This window comes from Streptomyces sp. NBC_00459, assembly GCF_036013955.1.
GTDB lineage: Bacteria > Actinomycetota > Actinomycetes > Streptomycetales > Streptomycetaceae > Streptomyces.
Genome location: NZ_CP107903.1, coordinates 8603676 through 8619713, shown reverse-complemented (window position 1 = coordinate 8619713; position 16038 = coordinate 8603676). Strand labels below are relative to the sequence as shown.

13 protein-coding genes are annotated in these 16038 nt (G+C 70.8%); 9 read left to right on the top strand and 4 right to left on the bottom strand.

Annotation, left to right across the window (positions count from 1 at the left end; translation table 11 throughout):
* The first annotated feature begins 135 nt into the window (after positions 1-135).
* Entirely contained in the window at positions 136-2355 is a 2220-nt protein-coding gene (locus OHN74_RS37895; RefSeq protein WP_327699078.1) for an NADP-dependent isocitrate dehydrogenase, read from the top strand.
* Positions 2356-2498: 143 nt separating this feature from the next.
* On the opposite strand, the gene OHN74_RS37890 is transcribed toward OHN74_RS37895, so the two are convergent.
* Positions 2499-3269 carry a FadR/GntR family transcriptional regulator gene (locus OHN74_RS37890; RefSeq protein WP_327699077.1) on the bottom strand — a complete coding sequence of 257 codons (771 nt, stop codon included), beginning with the start codon at positions 3267-3269 and terminating at the stop codon, positions 2499-2501.
* A gap of 283 nt (positions 3270-3552) precedes the next feature.
* Here OHN74_RS37890 and OHN74_RS37885 point away from each other — a divergent pair, with 283 nt between their 5' ends.
* The 7 genes from OHN74_RS37885 (at position 3553) to OHN74_RS37855 (ending at position 10461) form a co-directional block, all read left to right on the top strand.
* Positions 3553-4449, top strand: coding sequence for a proline iminopeptidase-family hydrolase (locus OHN74_RS37885; protein WP_327699076.1), 897 nt, complete (start codon positions 3553-3555; stop codon positions 4447-4449).
* 70 nt (positions 4450-4519) lie between these two features.
* Positions 4520-6247, top strand: coding sequence for an ABC transporter substrate-binding protein (locus OHN74_RS37880; protein WP_327699075.1), 1728 nt, complete (start codon positions 4520-4522; stop codon positions 6245-6247).
* On the top strand, positions 6244-7275 hold the full coding sequence (locus OHN74_RS37875; protein ID WP_327699074.1) for an ABC transporter permease: 1032 nt from the start codon (positions 6244-6246) through the stop codon (positions 7273-7275). The genes OHN74_RS37880 and OHN74_RS37875 overlap by 4 nt, the downstream gene beginning before the upstream one ends.
* Before the next feature lie 4 nt (positions 7276-7279).
* Positions 7280-8248, top strand: a complete 969-nt coding sequence (locus OHN74_RS37870) for an ABC transporter permease (RefSeq protein WP_327699073.1) — start codon at positions 7280-7282, stop codon at positions 8246-8248.
* Complete coding sequence (locus OHN74_RS37865) at positions 8241-9275, top strand: ABC transporter ATP-binding protein (RefSeq protein ID WP_327699072.1); 1035 nt, start codon at positions 8241-8243, stop codon at positions 9273-9275. The genes OHN74_RS37870 and OHN74_RS37865 overlap by 8 nt, the downstream gene beginning before the upstream one ends.
* Positions 9272-9436, top strand: coding sequence for a hypothetical protein (locus OHN74_RS37860; RefSeq protein ID WP_327699071.1), 165 nt, complete (start codon positions 9272-9274; stop codon positions 9434-9436). Before OHN74_RS37865 ends, OHN74_RS37860 begins: the two co-directional genes overlap by 4 nt.
* On the top strand, positions 9433-10461 hold the full coding sequence (locus OHN74_RS37855; protein ID WP_327699070.1) for an ABC transporter ATP-binding protein: 1029 nt from the start codon (positions 9433-9435) through the stop codon (positions 10459-10461). Before OHN74_RS37860 ends, OHN74_RS37855 begins: the two co-directional genes overlap by 4 nt.
* A 61-nt stretch (positions 10462-10522) precedes the next feature.
* Here OHN74_RS37855 and OHN74_RS37850 read toward each other — a convergent pair whose 3' ends face one another.
* The 3 genes from OHN74_RS37850 to OHN74_RS37840 all read right to left on the bottom strand — a co-directional run bounded on the left by OHN74_RS37850 (position 10523) and on the right by OHN74_RS37840 (position 13247).
* Positions 10523-11056 (bottom strand): hypothetical protein, encoded by a 534-nt coding sequence (locus tag OHN74_RS37850; RefSeq protein ID WP_327700410.1) that lies wholly within the window; start codon positions 11054-11056, stop codon positions 10523-10525.
* A 62-nt stretch (positions 11057-11118) separates the two neighbouring features.
* Complete coding sequence (locus OHN74_RS37845) at positions 11119-11763, bottom strand: RNA polymerase sigma factor (protein WP_327699069.1); 645 nt, start codon at positions 11761-11763, stop codon at positions 11119-11121.
* A 41-nt stretch (positions 11764-11804) separates the two neighbouring features.
* Positions 11805-13247 carry a S8/S53 family peptidase gene (locus OHN74_RS37840; RefSeq protein WP_327699068.1) on the bottom strand — a complete coding sequence of 481 codons (1443 nt, stop codon included), beginning with the start codon at positions 13245-13247 and terminating at the stop codon, positions 11805-11807.
* Between the two features lie 215 nt (positions 13248-13462).
* Between OHN74_RS37840 and OHN74_RS37835 the strand changes: the two genes are divergently transcribed.
* Positions 13463-16030, top strand: coding sequence for a CHAT domain-containing protein (locus OHN74_RS37835; RefSeq protein ID WP_327700409.1), 2568 nt, complete (start codon positions 13463-13465; stop codon positions 16028-16030).
* Positions 16031-16038: the final 8 nt, after the last annotated feature.

Here is a 16038-nt window from a genome sequence, read left to right as displayed (position 1 = left end):
ATCGGGTTCCGTACCGGATCCGACCGGGTTCCGTACCGGCCTGTGTCGAGTTCCCTACGGACCCCTGTCGAGTGAGAGCCGAGCAGGAGATATCTTGATGTCGAGCAATGTTGCAGACGTGGAGCGGAGCACCCGGTGACTGACTCGACCATCATCTACACGCACACTGACGAGGCGCCCGCACTGGCGACCCACTCGTTCCTGCCCGTGATCCAGGCGTACGCCTCGCAGGCCGGGGTGAACGTCGAGACCCGGGACATCTCGCTGGCCGGCCGCATCATCGCCGTCTTCCCGGAGTTTCTGGAGGAGGGCCAGCGCATCGCGGACGCCCTCACCGAGCTCGGTGAGCTGGCGAAGACGCCCGAGGCGAACATCATCAAGCTGCCGAACGTGTCGGCCTCGATCCCGCAGCTCAAGGCGGCCGTCGCCGAGCTGCAGAGCCAGGGCTACGCGCTGCCGGACTACCCGGACGACCCGAAGTCGGACGAGGAGCGCGACATCCGCGCCCGCTACGACAAGATCAAGGGTTCCGCCGTGAACCCGGTGCTGCGCGAGGGCAACTCCGACCGCCGCGCCCCCGCCTCGGTGAAGAACTACGCCAAGACCCACCCGCACCGCATGGGCGCCTGGACCCCCGAGTCCAAGACCAACGTGGCGACGATGGGCCAGAGCGACTTCCGCTCCACCGAGAAGTCCGTGGTGATCTCCGAGGCCGGTTCGCTGCGCATCGAGCTGGTGGGCGAGGACGGCTCGACCAGCGTCCTGCGCGAGTCCGTACCCGTCCTCGCGGACGAGGTCGTCGACGCGTCCGTCCTGCACGTGGCCGCGCTGCGCGAGTTCCTGACCGCGCAGATCGCCCGCGCCAAGGCCGAGGGTGTGCTGTTCTCCGTGCACCTCAAGGCCACGATGATGAAGGTCTCGGACCCGATCATCTTCGGCCACGTCGTGCGCGCCTTCTTCCCGAAGACGTTCGCGCAGTACGGCGAGACGCTCGCGGCGGCCGGCCTGTCCCCGAACGACGGTCTCGGCGGCCTCTACAAGGGCCTGGAGTCGCTGCCCGAGGGTGCCGCGATCAAGGCGTCCTTCGACGCCGAGCTGGCCGAGGGCCCGGCGCTGGCCATGGTCGACTCCGACAAGGGCATCACCAACCTGCACGTGCCGTCCGACGTCATCGTCGACGCCTCGATGCCGGCCATGATCCGCACCTCCGGCCACATGTGGGGCCCGGACGGCCAGGAGGCCGACACCCTCGCGGTCCTCCCGGACTCCTCGTACGCCGGTGTCTACCAGGTCGCGATCGACGACTGCCGCGCCAACGGCGCCTACGACCCGTCGACCATGGGCTCGGTCCCGAACGTCGGTCTGATGGCGCAGAAGGCCGAGGAGTACGGCAGCCACGACAAGACCTTCGAGATCCCGGCCGCCGGTACGGTCCGCCTCGTCGACCAGGCCGGCAACGTGGTGATCGAGCAGGCCGTCGCCGCCGGTGACATCTTCCGCGCCTGCCAGACCAAGGACGCCCCGATCAGGGACTGGGTGAAGCTGGCCGTCACCCGCGCCCGTGCCACCGGCGACCCGGCCGTGTTCTGGCTGGACGAGACCCGCGCGCACGACGCCAACCTGATCGCCAAGGTCAACACGTACCTGGACGAGCACGACACCGAGGGCCTGGTCATCCGGATCCTCAACCCGGTCGACGCCACCAAGCTGTCGGTGGAGCGCATCCGCCGCGGTGAGAACACCATCTCGGTGACCGGCAACGTGCTGCGCGACTACCTCACCGACCTGTTCCCGATCCTGGAGCTGGGCACCAGCGCCAAGATGCTGTCGGTCGTCCCGCTGATGGCGGGCGGCGGCCTCTTCGAGACGGGCGCCGGCGGCTCCGCCCCGAAGCACGTCCAGCAGCTCGTCAAGGAGGACTACCTGCGCTGGGACAGCCTGGGCGAGTTCTTCGCCCTGGCGGCCAGCTTCGAGCACCTCGCCACGACCACGGGCAACGCGCGCGCCCAGGTTCTCGCCGACACCCTCGACCGCGCGACGGCGACCTTCCTCAACGAGGACAAGTCGCCGACCCGCCGTGTCGGCGGTATCGACAACCGGGGCAGCCACTTCTTCCTGTCCCTGTACTGGGCGCAGGAGCTGGCGGCGCAGACGGAGGACGCGGACCTGGCGAAGGCGTTCGCCTCGTTCGCCGAGACGCTCACCGCGAACGCGGAGACGATCGTCGCCGAGCTGATCGCGGTTCAGGGCAAGCCTGCCGACATCGGCGGGTACTACCAGCCGGACGTCGAGAAGGCGAAGAAGGTCATGCGTCCGTCGGCCACGTGGAACGAGACGCTGGCGACGTTGAGCTAGCGCTCGACTGGTTCGGCTGTGTGATCGGTGCGGCCCGGTGGTGGCTGGTCGCGCAGTTCCCCGCGCCCCTCAATGGCACCCCGAGTTCACCAGGCTCACCGATCGGCCCCCGGAACGCGCATCTGCGTGCCGGGGGCCGATCGTCATGGCTGGTGGGTGTTCCTGACCCTCGCCAGAACGTCGCGGATCATGTCCGCGCTGATCGTGAAGTGGTCCCGGGCGATCTTCTCCGCGCGGTCCGGGTCGCCGGAGGCGATTGCCTCGTAGAGGGCCTTGTGGTCCTCACCGGCCCGGTGGAAGTGGGCGCGTTCGCCCCTGCCCCAGGGTTCGACCGGGAAGCCCAGGCTGGCGCGGGCCAGGAGGTCGCGGCTGAGCATCGCGATCTGGGGGTTGTGCGTGGCGTCGCAGACGCTGCGGTGGAAGGCGCTGTCGGCGGCGCGTTCCTCGCGCGGGTCGCGGGCGGAGAGGTAGGCCGTGAGCGCCTCCCGCATGGGTACGAGGTCCTCCGGGCGTCGGCGCCGGGCCGCCGTCGCCGCCACCATCCCCTCCACCAGCCCGCGCAGGTCGAAGAGTTGCTCCAACTCCGCCCAGCGCGGCAGCAGGGTACGCCGGACCGCGGCGCCGGAGGTCTCCGTCCAGCTGTCGCGGACGTAGGCACCGCCGTTGCGGCCCCGGCGGATCTCGATGACACCGACCGCCTGGAGCCGGCCGACCGCCTCACGCACCGTGGGACGGCTCACCCCCAGCAGCGTGATCAGCTCGCGCTCGACCGGCAGCCGCTCCCCCGGCAGGAAGTCGCCCACGGCGATCGCGGTGAGCAGCCGGTCGGAGACCTCGTCGACCGCCGAGGCCACACGCACCGGGCGCAGTTCGGGCGAGGGGGCGCCACCGCCCGACAGGGCCCGGTCCAGCACCCGCGAGAACTCGTCCCCGGCGCCTGATCGTTGCGGCGGCCCGGGCAGTTCGGACGACTCGGGCAGTTCTGGTGGCTGCGGTGCGACGGTCAGCGGTCCTCCCCGGTCGGTCGCGGGTTCCGGGCGCGTAAACGCGCAGTTACTTCTGCCGGGCCACCGCTAAAAGGTCTTAAAAGGTCTTGTGGACTGAGCATTTACCCAAACAGTATGTCAGCCATCCCCGGACACCAACCCTTTCCAGACGCCGACTGGCTTGATTCTGCCCGTCCTCGGAGGCTCTTCAGTGGCGATTCCCGAACCGAACCACACCGGGACCATCGACTTCAACGGCTGGTCCACCTGGTACCGCATCACCGGCGAACCCGGCAGGACACCGCTGGTGGTCCTGCACGGCGGCCCCGGCGCCGGTCACGACTACACCCTCCGTATCGCGGGCATCGCCGGGCAGGGCCGCCCGGTGGTGCACTACGACCAGCTCGGCATCGGACGGTCCACCCATCTGCCGGACGAGGGCGCCGACTTCTGGACCGTCCAGCTCTTCCTCGACGAACTCGACAACCTGCTGGGGAAGTTGGGCATCGCCGACGCCTACCACCTCCTCGGCCAGTCGTGGGGAGGCATGCTCGCCGCCGAGCACGCCGTGCGCCGCCCGGCCGGACTTCGCGGGCTGGTCATCGCCAACTCCCCCGCCTCCATGGAGCTCTGGCTGGCGGGTGCCGCCGAACTCCGCTCCGCGCTTCCGCCCGAGGTGCAGGAGACCCTGCTGGCCCATGAGGCGGCCGGGACCACCGACCACCCCGACTACCAGGCCGCCGAGCAGGTCTTCTACGAGCGCCATGTGTGCCGCACTGTCCCGGTGCCCGCCGAGGTCCAGGCGACCTGGGACAACATCGCGGCCGACCCGACCGTCTACCACACGATGAACGGGCCGAACGAGTTCCATGTCGTCGGGACCATGAAGGAGTGGACGGTCGTCGACCGGCTGCACCTGATCGACGTGCCGACCCTGCTGGTCTCCGGCCGCTACGACGAGGCGACGCCCGACACTCTCCGGCCCTTCGCCGACCTCATCCCCGATGTGCGCTGGCACATGTTCGAGCACTCCAGCCATATGCCGCACGTCGAGGAGGAGGAGCTCTACCTCCGGATCGTCGGCGACTTCCTCGACTCCACCGACTGAGTCCCCCGGCACCCAGTCCCCTTCACCCCTCCTCATCTTCAACACCCGCTCCACCGACGGGAGTTCCCCGATGCCCCGGATCACCAGACGTACCGCCCTCGCCGCCGTGACCGCCGCCCTCGCCCTCACCGCGACCGCCTGTTCGTCCTCCGACGACGGCGGCTCGTCCGACCCGGCCTCCACCGCCCCCGGCGGCGCGCAGTCGGCCGTGTTCCAGGCCGCGCACAAGGGCGGCACGCTGAAGCTGGTCGCCCACGCAGCCGCCGGAACCTTCGATCCCCAGGTCAACTACACACTCCAGTACTGGCAGTTGTACCAGTCGATGTACGACGGTCTGCTGGCGTTCAGGAAGACCGGCGGGCAGCAGTCGTTCACCGTCGTCCCGGATCTGGCGGCAGCCATGCCGGTGGTGAGCAACGGCGGGAAGACGTACACCTTCACACTCCGCAAGGGGATCAGGTTCTCCACCGGGAAGGAGGTGACCACCGACGACGTGGTGGCGTCCTTCCAGCGGATCTTCAAGGTGTCCAGCCCGACCGCGGGCACCTTCTACAACGGCATCGTCGGCGCGGACGCCTGTCTGAAGACACCGGCGACCTGCACACTCGCCAAGGGCGTCGTCGGTGACGCGGCGGCCGGCACGGTCACCGTCAACCTGACCGCCCCGGACCCGGAGTTCCCGTACAAGCTGGCCGTCCCGCACGCCAGTGTGCTGCCGAAGGACTCGTCGACGAAGGACGCGGGGACGAAGCCGCTGCCGACGACCGGCCCCTACACGGCGGCCTCGTACGACCCGAACCGGGCGCTGAAGCTGGTGCGCAACCCGTACTTCAAGGAGTGGTCGAGCCAGGCTCAGCCCCAGGCCTACGCCGACAACGTCGACTACACCTTCGGGCAGACCGTGGAGTCCGAGGTGACCGCCGTCCAGAACGGCTCGGCGGACTGGATGTTCGACCCGCCGCCCGCCGACCGGCTGAACGAGATCGGCACACAGTACGCCTCCCAGGCACACGTCAATCCGCTGACCGCGTTCTGGTACGTCACGCTGAACGTCAACTCGGCCCCGTTCGACAACAAGTTGGCGCGTCAGGCCATCAACTGGGCGATCGACCGCGACGCGGTGGTCGGGCTGTACGGCGGCAAGAACCTCGCCTCGCCCGCGTGCACGATCCTCCCGCCGGGTTTCCCCGGGCACGTCGACAAGTGCCAGTACACCAAGGGCGGCGGGAAGACCTGGTCGGCGCCCGACCTCGCCAAGGCGAAGGCGCTGATCAAGCAGTCGGGGACGGCCGGGCAGGAGGTCGGCATCGTTGTCAGCGACGACGAGGTCAACAAGTCGATCGGGCAGTACCTGCAGAGTCTGCTGACCCAGCTCGGCTACAGGGCGACGCTCAAGCCGCTGTCCGCGAACATCCAGTTCACCTACATCCAGAACACCAAGAACAAGGTGCAGTTGGCCCTGACGTCCTGGTACCAGGACTACCCGGCCGCCTCCGACTTCCTCAACGTGCTGCTGTCCTGCGCCTCGTTCCACCCGGGCAGCGACTCCAGCATCAACATCTCCGGGTTCTGCGACAAGGGCATCGACGCGCGGATGCAGGCCGCGCTGAAGGCCGGGCAGACCGACCAGAAGGCCGCCGACCAGCAGTGGGGCACGATCGACCAGGACATCATGGCCCAGTCCCCGGTGGTCCCGGTGATCAACCCGAAGATCATCGACTTCACGTCGAAGCGGGTCGGGAACTACCGGTTCAGCAAGCAGTTCTACATGCTTGTCGGGCAGCTGTGGGTCAAGTGAGCGACACAGCGACCCAGTTGCTCTCCCCCACGGCCCGGCGTCGCTCGCCGGGCCCCTGGCGGACCGCCGTCGCCGACCTGCTGCGCAACAGGTCGGCGGTGGCCGCGGCCCTCGTCCTGCTCGCCGTCGTCGCGGTGACCCTGTGCGCCCCGCTGTACGCCGACCACATCGCGCACACCGACCCGTTCCAGTCCCGTGTCTCCGGGACGACGGTCGTCGACGGCAAGACCGTGCCGGTGCTCACCCCGAGCACCACCGGCCTCGGTCTCGGCGTCACGCCCATCGGCCCCACCTGGGACTTCGGCCACTACTTCCTCGGTGCCGACAACCAGGGCCGGGACGTCATGGCCCGGCTGCTGTACGGCGGCCGTACCAGCCTGTTCATCGGGGTCACGGCGGCGCTGCTGTGCTGTGTCCTCGGTACGGGCGTCGGGGTCCTCGCCGGGTACGCGGGCGGGGTCGTCGACGCGGTCGTCTCCCGTGTCCTGGACGTCATCTGGGCCTTCCCGGTGTATCTGCTGGCCATCTGTCTGTCCGTCGTCCTGCTCACCGACGGGCTCAGCCTCGGACCGGTCACCGTCGAGGCCGGAAGCCTGTGGCTGCCGGTCGTGATCATCGCGGCGATCTACGTCCCGTACGTGGCCCGGCCGATGCGCGGACAGGTGCTGGTGCTGCGGAACAAGGAGTTCATCCAGGCGTCCATCGGGTCGGGCGCGCCCGCGCTGCGGGTGATGCGCCGGGAGGTGCTGCCGAACGTGCTGCCCACAGCGATCGTGTTCCTGCCCCTGATGACCGCCCTCGCGATGCTCACGGAGTCGGCGCTGTCGTTCCTGTCGGTCGGCGTCCAGCCGCCCGACGCCAGTTGGGGCACGATCATCGAGGACGGCCTCGGACTGCTGTACACCCGCCCGACCGTGACGATCGCCCCCGGACTGCTCATTGCGCTGACGACGGCCGCCCTCAACGTCCTCGGCGACGGGGTGCGCGACGCCCTCGACCCGAACGCCCGACTGCGCGGAGGGGTGTGATCCGATGCTGTACTTCGCGCTCCGGCGCTTCCTCTCCGCCCTGCTGGTGATGTTCGCGATCAGTGTGCTGGTGTTCCTGATCTTCTTCGCCACCCCGGGAGTCGACCCCGCCGCCCGTATCGCGGGCCGCAACGCCGACCCGGCCACCCTCGCCCAGGTACGGCACTCCTTCGGCCTGGACCGGCCGCTGCCCGTCCGCTATCTGCTGATGATGCGGCACCTCCTGATCGACCGGGACCTGGAGTCGTTCGTCAACCGCGGCTCGAAGGTCATCCCGCAGATCACACAGGCCATGCCGGTGACACTGTCGCTGGTGATCGGGGCGGCCGTCATCTGGATGACGGTCGGCATCGTCATGGGCACGGTGGCCGCCGGCCTGCGCGGCACGGCCGCCGACCCGCTGATCATGCTGGTCGGGGTCGTCGGTGTCTCGCTCCCCGCCTACTGGCTCGGCGAGGTCGTCAACCTCCTCACCCAGAAACGCCTGCACGACTCGGTGTTCTCCTGGGTACCGCCACCTGGGTACGTCGAACTGGGCAGGGACCCCGGCCAGTGGGCGCTGCACCTGCTCTTCCCGTGGCTGACCCTGGCGCTGCTGTATGCCGGCATCTACGCCCGGCTGCTGCGCGGCGAGGTCGTCAGCGCGCTCGGCGAGGACTACGTACGCACCGCGCGGGCCAAGGGGCTGTCCGAGCGGCGGATCCTGATCCGGCACGCGCTGCGCTGCTCGCTCATCCCGATCGTGTCGCTGTTCGGCCTGGACTTCGGCGCGCTGGTGGGCGGTGCGGCCCTGCTCACCGAGGTCGTCTTCGGCCTGCCGGGCGTCGGCAAGCTCACCTTCGACGCGCTCCAGAACCTGGACCTGCCCGTGATCATGGGTACGGTCATGTACGCGGCGTTCTTCGTGGTCCTCGCCAACGCGCTGGTCGACATCCTGTACGCGCGACTCGATCCGAGGGCCCGCCATGCCTGAACCCCTACTCCCTGAACCCCTTCTCGACGTACGGGATCTGCGGATCAGCTTCCGTACCCGCACCGGGACGGTCACGGCCGTCGACGGGCTCTCCTTCTCGGTCGCCCCCGGCGAGATCCTGGGCGTCGTCGGCGAGTCGGGCTCCGGCAAGAGCGTGTCGATGCTGGCCGTACTGCGGCTGCTGACCAGCTCCAACGTCACCGTCACGGGTGAAGTCCTCTTCCGGGGGCGGGACTTGCTCGCTCTCCCCGACAGGGAGATGCGGTCGGTGCGCGGCCGGGAGATCGCCATGGTCTTCCAGGACCCGATGACCGCGCTGACGCCGGTCTACACGGTCGGCCGGCAGATCGCCGAGCAGATCCGGGCGCACGAGAAGGTGTCCAGGAAGGAGGCGCTCGCCCGGGCGGTCGGGCTGCTGTCCGACGTGGGCATCCCGGACGCCGCCTCGCGCGTCGACGCCTACCCGCACGAGTTCTCGGGCGGGATGCGGCAGCGGGCGGTCATCGCGATGGCCCTCGCCTGTGGTCCGGCGCTGCTGATCGCCGACGAGCCGACCACCGCGCTCGATGTGACGATCCAGGCCCAGATCCTCGACCTGATGCGGGAGTTGAACGGGCGCGGTTCGGCGGTGGTGCTCATCACGCACGACATGGGTGTGGTGTCCGAGATCGCCGACCGGGTGCTGGTCATGTACGGCGGGCGGGCGGCCGAGGAGGGCCCGCGCCGGGCCGTGTTCCACGGTCCCCGGCATCCGTACACCTGGGGGCTGCTCGACTCGGTGCCCCGGGTCGGCGGACCGCGGTTGCGCCGGCTGCCCACCATCGCGGGCGTGCCCGTGTCACCGGACAGCGTGCCGGAGGGATGCCCCTTCGCGCCGCGCTGCCCGGCGCGGCACGACCTCTGCGACGAACGCCCGGTACTCAGAGGCGAGTCGGGCCACCTCGACGCCTGCTGGCTGCCGGACGAGGAGCGCGGAACAGCCCGAAGGGCGGCCCGATCGGCACCGGACCGAAAGGCAGCGCCATGACAGCGAACACCCGGACCGGGACCGGCCACACCGACGTGCCGCTGCGCGGCGACTCCCTCACCGGCAACGCAAGGTGCCGCGGACTGCCGATCCGGGAGCGCGGAACAGCCCGAACGGCGCACTCGACACCGGACACCCTCGACGGAAAGGCGGCGCCGTGACCACGGACCCCCAGGCCCGAACCGGCGACGCCGACGTGCTGTTGCGCGCCACCGACGTCACCAAGCACTACCCGCTGCGCGGCGACACCCTCACCCTGCGCCGCAAGGTGCTGCGGGCCGTGGACGGGGTCTCGCTGGAGGTGCGCGCGGGTGAAACCCTCGGCGTCGTCGGCGAGTCCGGCTGCGGCAAGTCGACGCTCGGCCGCTGTCTGGTCCGGCTCACCGACATCACGGGCGGGCGGGTCGAGTTCGACGGGCAGGACATCACCAGCCTGTCCGCGCGCCGGCTGCGCCCCGTACGACCGGGGATGCAGCTCGTCTTCCAGGACCCGCAGGCCTCCCTGAACCCGCGCCGCCGCGCCGGGGACATCGTCGCCGAGCCGCTGCTCATCCACCGGTACGGGGACGCAGCCGCCGTCCGGCGCCGGACGGCCGAGCTGTTCGACGTGGTGGGGCTGTCGGCGGCCCATCTGGACCGCTACCCGCACGAGTTCTCGGGCGGTCAGCGTCAACGCATCGGTATCGCAAGGGCGTTGGCGACGTCGCCGAAGCTGATCGTCGCCGACGAGCCGGTGTCCGCGCTCGATGTGTCGATCCAGGCGCAGGTGCTGAACCTGTTCGCCGATCTCCAGGACGAGTTCGGGCTGACGTATGTCTTCATCGCGCACGACCTGGGCGTGGTCCGTCATGTCTCGGACCGGATCGCTGTCATGTATCTCGGTGAGATCGTCGAACTCGCCGACACCGAGACGCTGTACGGGGCTCCCGCTCACCCCTACACCGAGGCGCTGATGTCGGCGGTCCCGGAGATCGACGACGGGACCGGCGCCCCGGACGGGCCGCGCCGGGAACGGATCGTCCTCACCGGAGACGTGCCCGACCCGGTGGCCGAACCGGCCGGTTGCACCTTCCACACGCGGTGTCCGTACGCACGGGAGGTGTGTGCGGCGGAGCGGCCCCGGCTCGTCACGACGGCAGCGGGGAGTGCGGTCGCCTGCCACTACCCGCTGGTGGCCGCGGGCTGAGAGCGGCAGACGGGAGCAGCTGCCGGGGGTCGGATCCGCCCCCCGGCAGTCGTGCGTCGTGTCAGACGCGCAGCCACTCCGTCATGACGACCTCCGCGTCCGTCCGCAACCGGAGCGCGAAGGGCCCGGAGACGTTCAGGTCGCCGGCGAAGCGGCCCATGTCGTCGGCGGTGAGGCTGGGTGGCGAGGCGAGCTGCGGACCGCTCAACACCTCGATCCTGGCCTCCTGCGGCGGCAGCACCTGCCCCATCAGACCGTGCGCGGTCACCTCGACGTCGACCGTCAGTTCATCCGTGTGGAAGGTCAGCATCCGGGGTGCGTCCACGGCGCCCCTGACGGGGATGCCGTGGACGAGCGAGTCGAAGGTCAGCTCGGCAAGCCGGGTGTCGAGCGAGTACAGGGCGTAGGCCTCCACGGCGGTCTGCTGGAGCTGCGCCGGGACCGGGTCCATGATGGCGGCGGCCTGGCGCAGCGTCTCCTCCAGGAGGTCGTTGTCCAGTGGGTCGTCGTCCTCGAACTCCGCCAGGTCGGCGGCGTCGGCGTCCAGTTCGTCGTCGAAGCCGTCCGTGCCTTCAGTGCCGTCGGTACCGTTCATCTCGGCCGCGCCGTCCATGTCGTCGGAGTCGTGCGGTGAACCGTCGTTGTCGTGCGCGTTGTTCACAACACCCCCCGGGCGGCGAGCCGGACCCGCAGCCGGCGCAGACAGCGCTGGCGCAGGGGGCCGATGCTCCCCACGGCGATACCGAGGCCGGCGGAGATCTCCTGATAGCTCGGCGGCGGCGTGGACATCAGGATGCGCAGCAACTGCCTGCACCGGGCGCCGAGTTCCTCGAACTCCTGCCATAACTGCCGGATGCGCTCCGCCTCGGCCGAGGCCTCCTCGGACTCGATCACCCGCTGCTCGGGCGTACGGTCGTCGCTGATCCGGTCGAGCAGTTGGGTGTCGTCCGTCGGTGTCATCCGGTGGCTGCTCTTGATGACCTTGAGGCACTCGTGCCGTGCGGTGCTCGCGAGCCACGAACCGGCCTTCTCCGGTTCACGGATCCGGCCCAGATGCTGGGCGAAACGGAACCACACGGTCGAGTACACCTCGTGCGCGTCCGCGTCGGACAGCCGGTGGGCGCGCGCCACCGACCACACCAGCGGGCTCAACCCCTCCACCAGCGCCTTCCAGCCCGCCGCGTCACCGTCGACGGCGGACTGGACCAAGGCGCCGACCGCAGCTCGGTCCACGTCCCCACCCCTCGTGTACGGCCAGTCATCGTACGCCGTGGAAGGGGGTGCTCCACTCGTCCTGCGCATGGTCCTCACTCGATTTGTCCTTGTACGGAGGCCTGTCGGCCTCATATGGCGGGCGGGATGTTCACTACCGGCACCGGGCTCCACGTGGGCGGGATCAGCGCCGGTACGACCGCACCCCGGACCTCCGCGAACTCGGTGTTCGCGGCGAGGAGTTGCTGCCGGGCGACGCGCGGGTCGGCCTCCTTGTGAGCGGTCATGTGGGCGGCGATCATCGCGGCGACCACCGGGGTGGCGAACGAGGTGCCGCTCCACTGCGCGAACCCCTCGAACACCGCCTGGTCCGGGGTGCCCGAGGTGGTCTCGTGGTCCCCCGAGAGCACGCCGAGGTGCTGGGGGTCCTGGCAGGTGCAGGCGTAGGTGAAGTGGTGGCGGCAGGTGTCGTACGTGCTGTGCTGGTAGATGTACGGCACCGGCGTCCCGAAGCCGGTGAGCGGCCCGGTGAGACGCTCGCCGGGGGCGTAGACCTTCACCCATGCGCCGTGGTTGCTGAAGCAGGCGCCGAACTCGCCGTCGCTGCGCAGGGCGCCGACAGAGATCACCGACTGGGCGTACTCGGGCTTGTCGGCGTAGGCGGCGGGCCAGAAGGGGGTGGCGCTGGCGTTGTTGCCGGCGGCGGCGACCAGCAGGGTGCGCGGCTGCTCGCGCAGGGCCTCCATGAACGCGGCGAGGCCGAGCAGGCCTTCCGTGCTGCCGTTCGACGTGCCCGCGGAGAGGCTGATGATGGCCGGCCAGCCGTCGCGCTCGACGGCCTCGAAGAGCTTGTCGCCGAACTCGGACTCCAGGATCGCGCCGGCGTCGTTGAGGGTGTTGCGGGAGACGATGTTCGTGTTGGGGGCGACGGCCGCGACGAGCCCCGAGATGAACGTGCCGTGCCCCGCGTACTGCTGGAGCACTCCGTTCGCGTCGCACTCGGCGATCTGGGGGTCGCCCTGGACGTGTGCCATCGCCGGGTAGGACGCGTAGTCGTGCATGAGGCCGGTGTCGACGACCAGAACGCCGACGGCGCTGTCCGCGTCGTAACCGCTCTCCGCCAGCGCCGGGTTGGGTCCCGCGGTGTACGGGACGGGCACGGGCTCGTCGCCGGGGCAGGCGTTGACGGGGGCGATGTGCACGACGTGATTGCGGCTGACGAGTCGGCGTCCCGCGTTGCCCTCCGTCTCCCTGAGCGCGCGCAGCGCGCCCGCCACCGCGCGGTCGCCGCGCCGGTCGCCCTGGGCCGGGTCGCCGACCTGGATCCGGGTGATGCCGGACCGGTTGGTCTCCGGGCTCGCCCGGCGCACATCGTCGGCCGCCAGACCGGCGAACGTGGTGAAGTGCGCGCGTACGGTGTCCTCGACGATCCGCGCCTCCTCGCCGTCGCGGGCGAGGACGACGCCCTTCTCGTAGATGAACTCGGCGGCGTCGTCCGGCCCCATCGCCAGCTCGACGCCTGGCATGGAGCGCTGGATCTGGTCGAACTGCTCCTGGAAACGCTGAGGTGCCATGGAATGCCCTCCCCCTTGAACCGATCCCCTGTTGCCTCTATTGAGAGCAGCGTCGCGGCCGCGTGATACAGGGGCCGCGACACGTTCGTTGATACAGGGGTCGATCAGAGATGGACAGCGAGTTATCCATGGCCAAACCTGTGTGACGCGGGGCGCGGAGCACTACCATCCGTTGGGTGACAGCGGGAAGCGACACGGTTCTCGAACTACTTCCGATGGTGTTCGCCCGCCCGAAGGACGCCCTCGCTCGCGCGGAGAACCTCCTCGGCAGCGATCCGACCGCGTTTCACGCCTCGGTCGCCCATCAGGTGATCGGTATGTGGCAGCGGGACTTCGGCGACATGCGTGTCGCCCTGCGTCATCTGCGGCGTGCCCGCGATCTCGCGGCGGACGCCGGGTCGGCGGAACGCGAGGCTGACGTTCTCGGCACGCTCGGCGTCGCGCTGGTCCACGCGGGCCGTACCCGGCAGGGCCTGGAGGCGTTCGAGCAAGGCGTGGACCGGGGTTCGGGCCATACACGCGCGCGCGTGCTGTACCGGCGGGCGTACGCGTGGTGGGTGCTGGGCCATCATCGCGAGGCGCTGGACGACGTACGGCGGGCCATTCCCGTGCTGCGGCAGGCGGACGACACCATCTGGACGGCGCGGGCGCTGACGCTGCGCGCCACCGTGCATCTGGCGCTGGGCCGCCCCGAGCGGGCCGACGCCGACTTCACCGCCGCCGAACAGCTGTGGGACACCACCGGCCAGGAGCACGACAAGGCCGATGTCGTCGAGAGCCGGGCGCTGGCCGCGTACCGGGCGGGCGACATCCCGGCGGCGCTGCGGCTGTTCGACGAGGCTGCCGAGCGGTACGACCGGCTGGGCACACCCATCTTCATGTTCTACATCCGCCGCTGCGAGGTGCTGATGGCCGCCGGGCTCGCCCGTGAGGCGGTCACCGAGGCCGACACGGCGCTCGGTGTGCTCGACGGCATCGGCGGGCAGAGCACCCGCAAGGCGGAGCTGCTGCTGACCGCGGCGAAGGCCGCCCGGCTCGCGGACGATCCGCACACCGCGATCGCCCGCGCGGCCGTGGCCGTCCGGCTGTTCGCCGGGCAGCGGCGCAGCTGGTGGGAGGCGCACGCCCGGCTGGTGCTGCTGGAGGCGCGGGTCGCGACCGGGCGGACGTCGGGCCGGCTCGTCGCGGACGCGGCGGCGCTGGCCGACCGGCTCACCGCCTTCGGTTCGCCGGCCGCGCCCGAGGCGTCGCTGCTCGCGGGCCGGATCGCGCTCGCGCTGGGCTGGCGGGAGGACGCGGAGAAGCATCTGAAGGTCGCCGCCCGCAGCCGGCGTGTGGGTCCCCCGCTGGCAAGGATGACGGGGTGGGCCGCGCAGGCGCTGCGCGCGGAGGCGGCGGGGTCCGGACGGGGTGTGCTGGAGGCCTGCCGGCGTGGACTCGCCGTCCTGGACGACCACCGGATGACGCTCGGCGCGTCGGAGCTGCGGGCCCGGGCCACGGCGCAGGGCGCCGAACTGGCCGCGCTGGCTCAGCGGGCGGCCCTGGAGTCCGGTGGGCCCCGGCGGCTGCTGGTGTGGAGCGAGCGGTTGCGGGCCACGGTCCTGTCGGCGCCGCCCGTCCGGCCGCCCGACGACCCGGCGCTCGGGCAGAGCCTCACCGCGTTCCGGGAGATCGCGGCGCGCGCCGAGGAGGCCCGGAACGACGGCCGTCCGGTACCGGCGCTGGAGCGCGAACAGCGGCGCCTGGAACGGGAGGTGCGCTCCCGCACCCTCCACATCCGCGGCGAGTCGCCCGGCGGCGGGAGCCGCTTCGACCCCGGCCGGCTGCTCGAACGCCTCGGCGACGGTGTGCGGTTGATCGAGATCGCCGTCGTCGACGGCCGGGTGCAGGTGCTGCTGTGCGGCGAGGGTCGGGTGCGCCGTTTCGAGGCGGGGCTGCTCGCGGACGCGGTGACGGAGGCCGAGCATGTGCAGGCCGGGCTGCGACGGCTCGCGCACCCGGGGGCGGAGGGCAGGCTGGCGGTGCTGGAGGCGTCGGGCCGCCGGCTGGAGGAACTGCTGCTGGGCGCGGCCGTGCCACATCTTGGCTCGGGCCCCGTGGTCGTGGTCCCGCCGGGGAGACTGCACCGGGTCCCCTGGGCCCTGCTGCCGTCCCTCCGGGAGCGGGTGCTCAGCGTGTCACCGTCGGCGAGCAGTTGGCTGCGCGCCCAGGAGACCGGGCCCCCGCCGGGCGGCCGGCACGTCCTCGTCCGGGGGCCGGGCCTGGCGAGCGGCGGCGCGGAGGTGCCCGAGCTGGTCGACCGGTACGGCAGACCGACGGTCCTCGAACACGAGGGCGCGCGGGTACCGGCGGTGCTGGACGCGCTCGACGGGGCCGCGCTGGCCCATATCGCGGCCCACGGCACCTTCCGGGCGGACAGTCCCCTGTTCTCGTCCCTCCGCATGGCCGACGGCCCGCTGATCGTCCACGACTTCGAACGCCTCGACCGCAGTCCGTACCGGATCATCCTGTCCAGCTGCGACACCGGCCGCCTGGCGAACGTCGGAGCGGACGAACTCCTCGGTCTGGTCACGGCGTTGCTCCCGCTGGGCACGGCGGGCGTGGTGGCGAGCAGCGCACCGGTCAACGACGCGGCAGTGGTCCCCCTGATGCTGGCCCTGCACAAGGGCCTCAGCGTGGGCCTCTCCCTCGCCGAAGCCCTGCGCGACGCCCGCGCGTCCCTCCCCGGGGACGCGACGCACCAGGCAACGGGGTGGGCGTTCTCGGCGTTCGGATCCGCCTGAGCCCGCCC

What these genes read in the sequence shown, in the direction of transcription:
- OHN74_RS37870 (WP_327699073.1), top strand. Translation starts at nt 7,280, where the DNA reads ATGCTGTACTTCGCGCTCCGGCGCTTCCTCTCCGCCCTGCTGGTGATG.
- OHN74_RS37880 (WP_327699075.1), top strand. Translation starts at nt 4,520, where the DNA reads ATGCCCCGGATCACCAGACGTACCGCCCTCGCCGCCGTGACCGCCGCC.
- OHN74_RS37850 (WP_327700410.1), bottom strand. Translation starts at nt 11,056, where the DNA reads ATGAACGGTACCGACGGCACTGAAGGCACGGACGGCTTCGACGACGAA.
- OHN74_RS37865 (WP_327699072.1), top strand. Translation starts at nt 8,241, where the DNA reads ATGCCTGAACCCCTACTCCCTGAACCCCTTCTCGACGTACGGGATCTG.
- OHN74_RS37840 (WP_327699068.1), bottom strand. Translation starts at nt 13,247, where the DNA reads ATGGCACCTCAGCGTTTCCAGGAGCAGTTCGACCAGATCCAGCGCTCC.
- OHN74_RS37860 (WP_327699071.1), top strand. Translation starts at nt 9,272, where the DNA reads ATGACAGCGAACACCCGGACCGGGACCGGCCACACCGACGTGCCGCTG.
- OHN74_RS37845 (WP_327699069.1), bottom strand. Translation starts at nt 11,763, where the DNA reads ATGCGCAGGACGAGTGGAGCACCCCCTTCCACGGCGTACGATGACTGG.
- OHN74_RS37835 (WP_327700409.1), top strand. Translation starts at nt 13,463, where the DNA reads ATGGTGTTCGCCCGCCCGAAGGACGCCCTCGCTCGCGCGGAGAACCTC.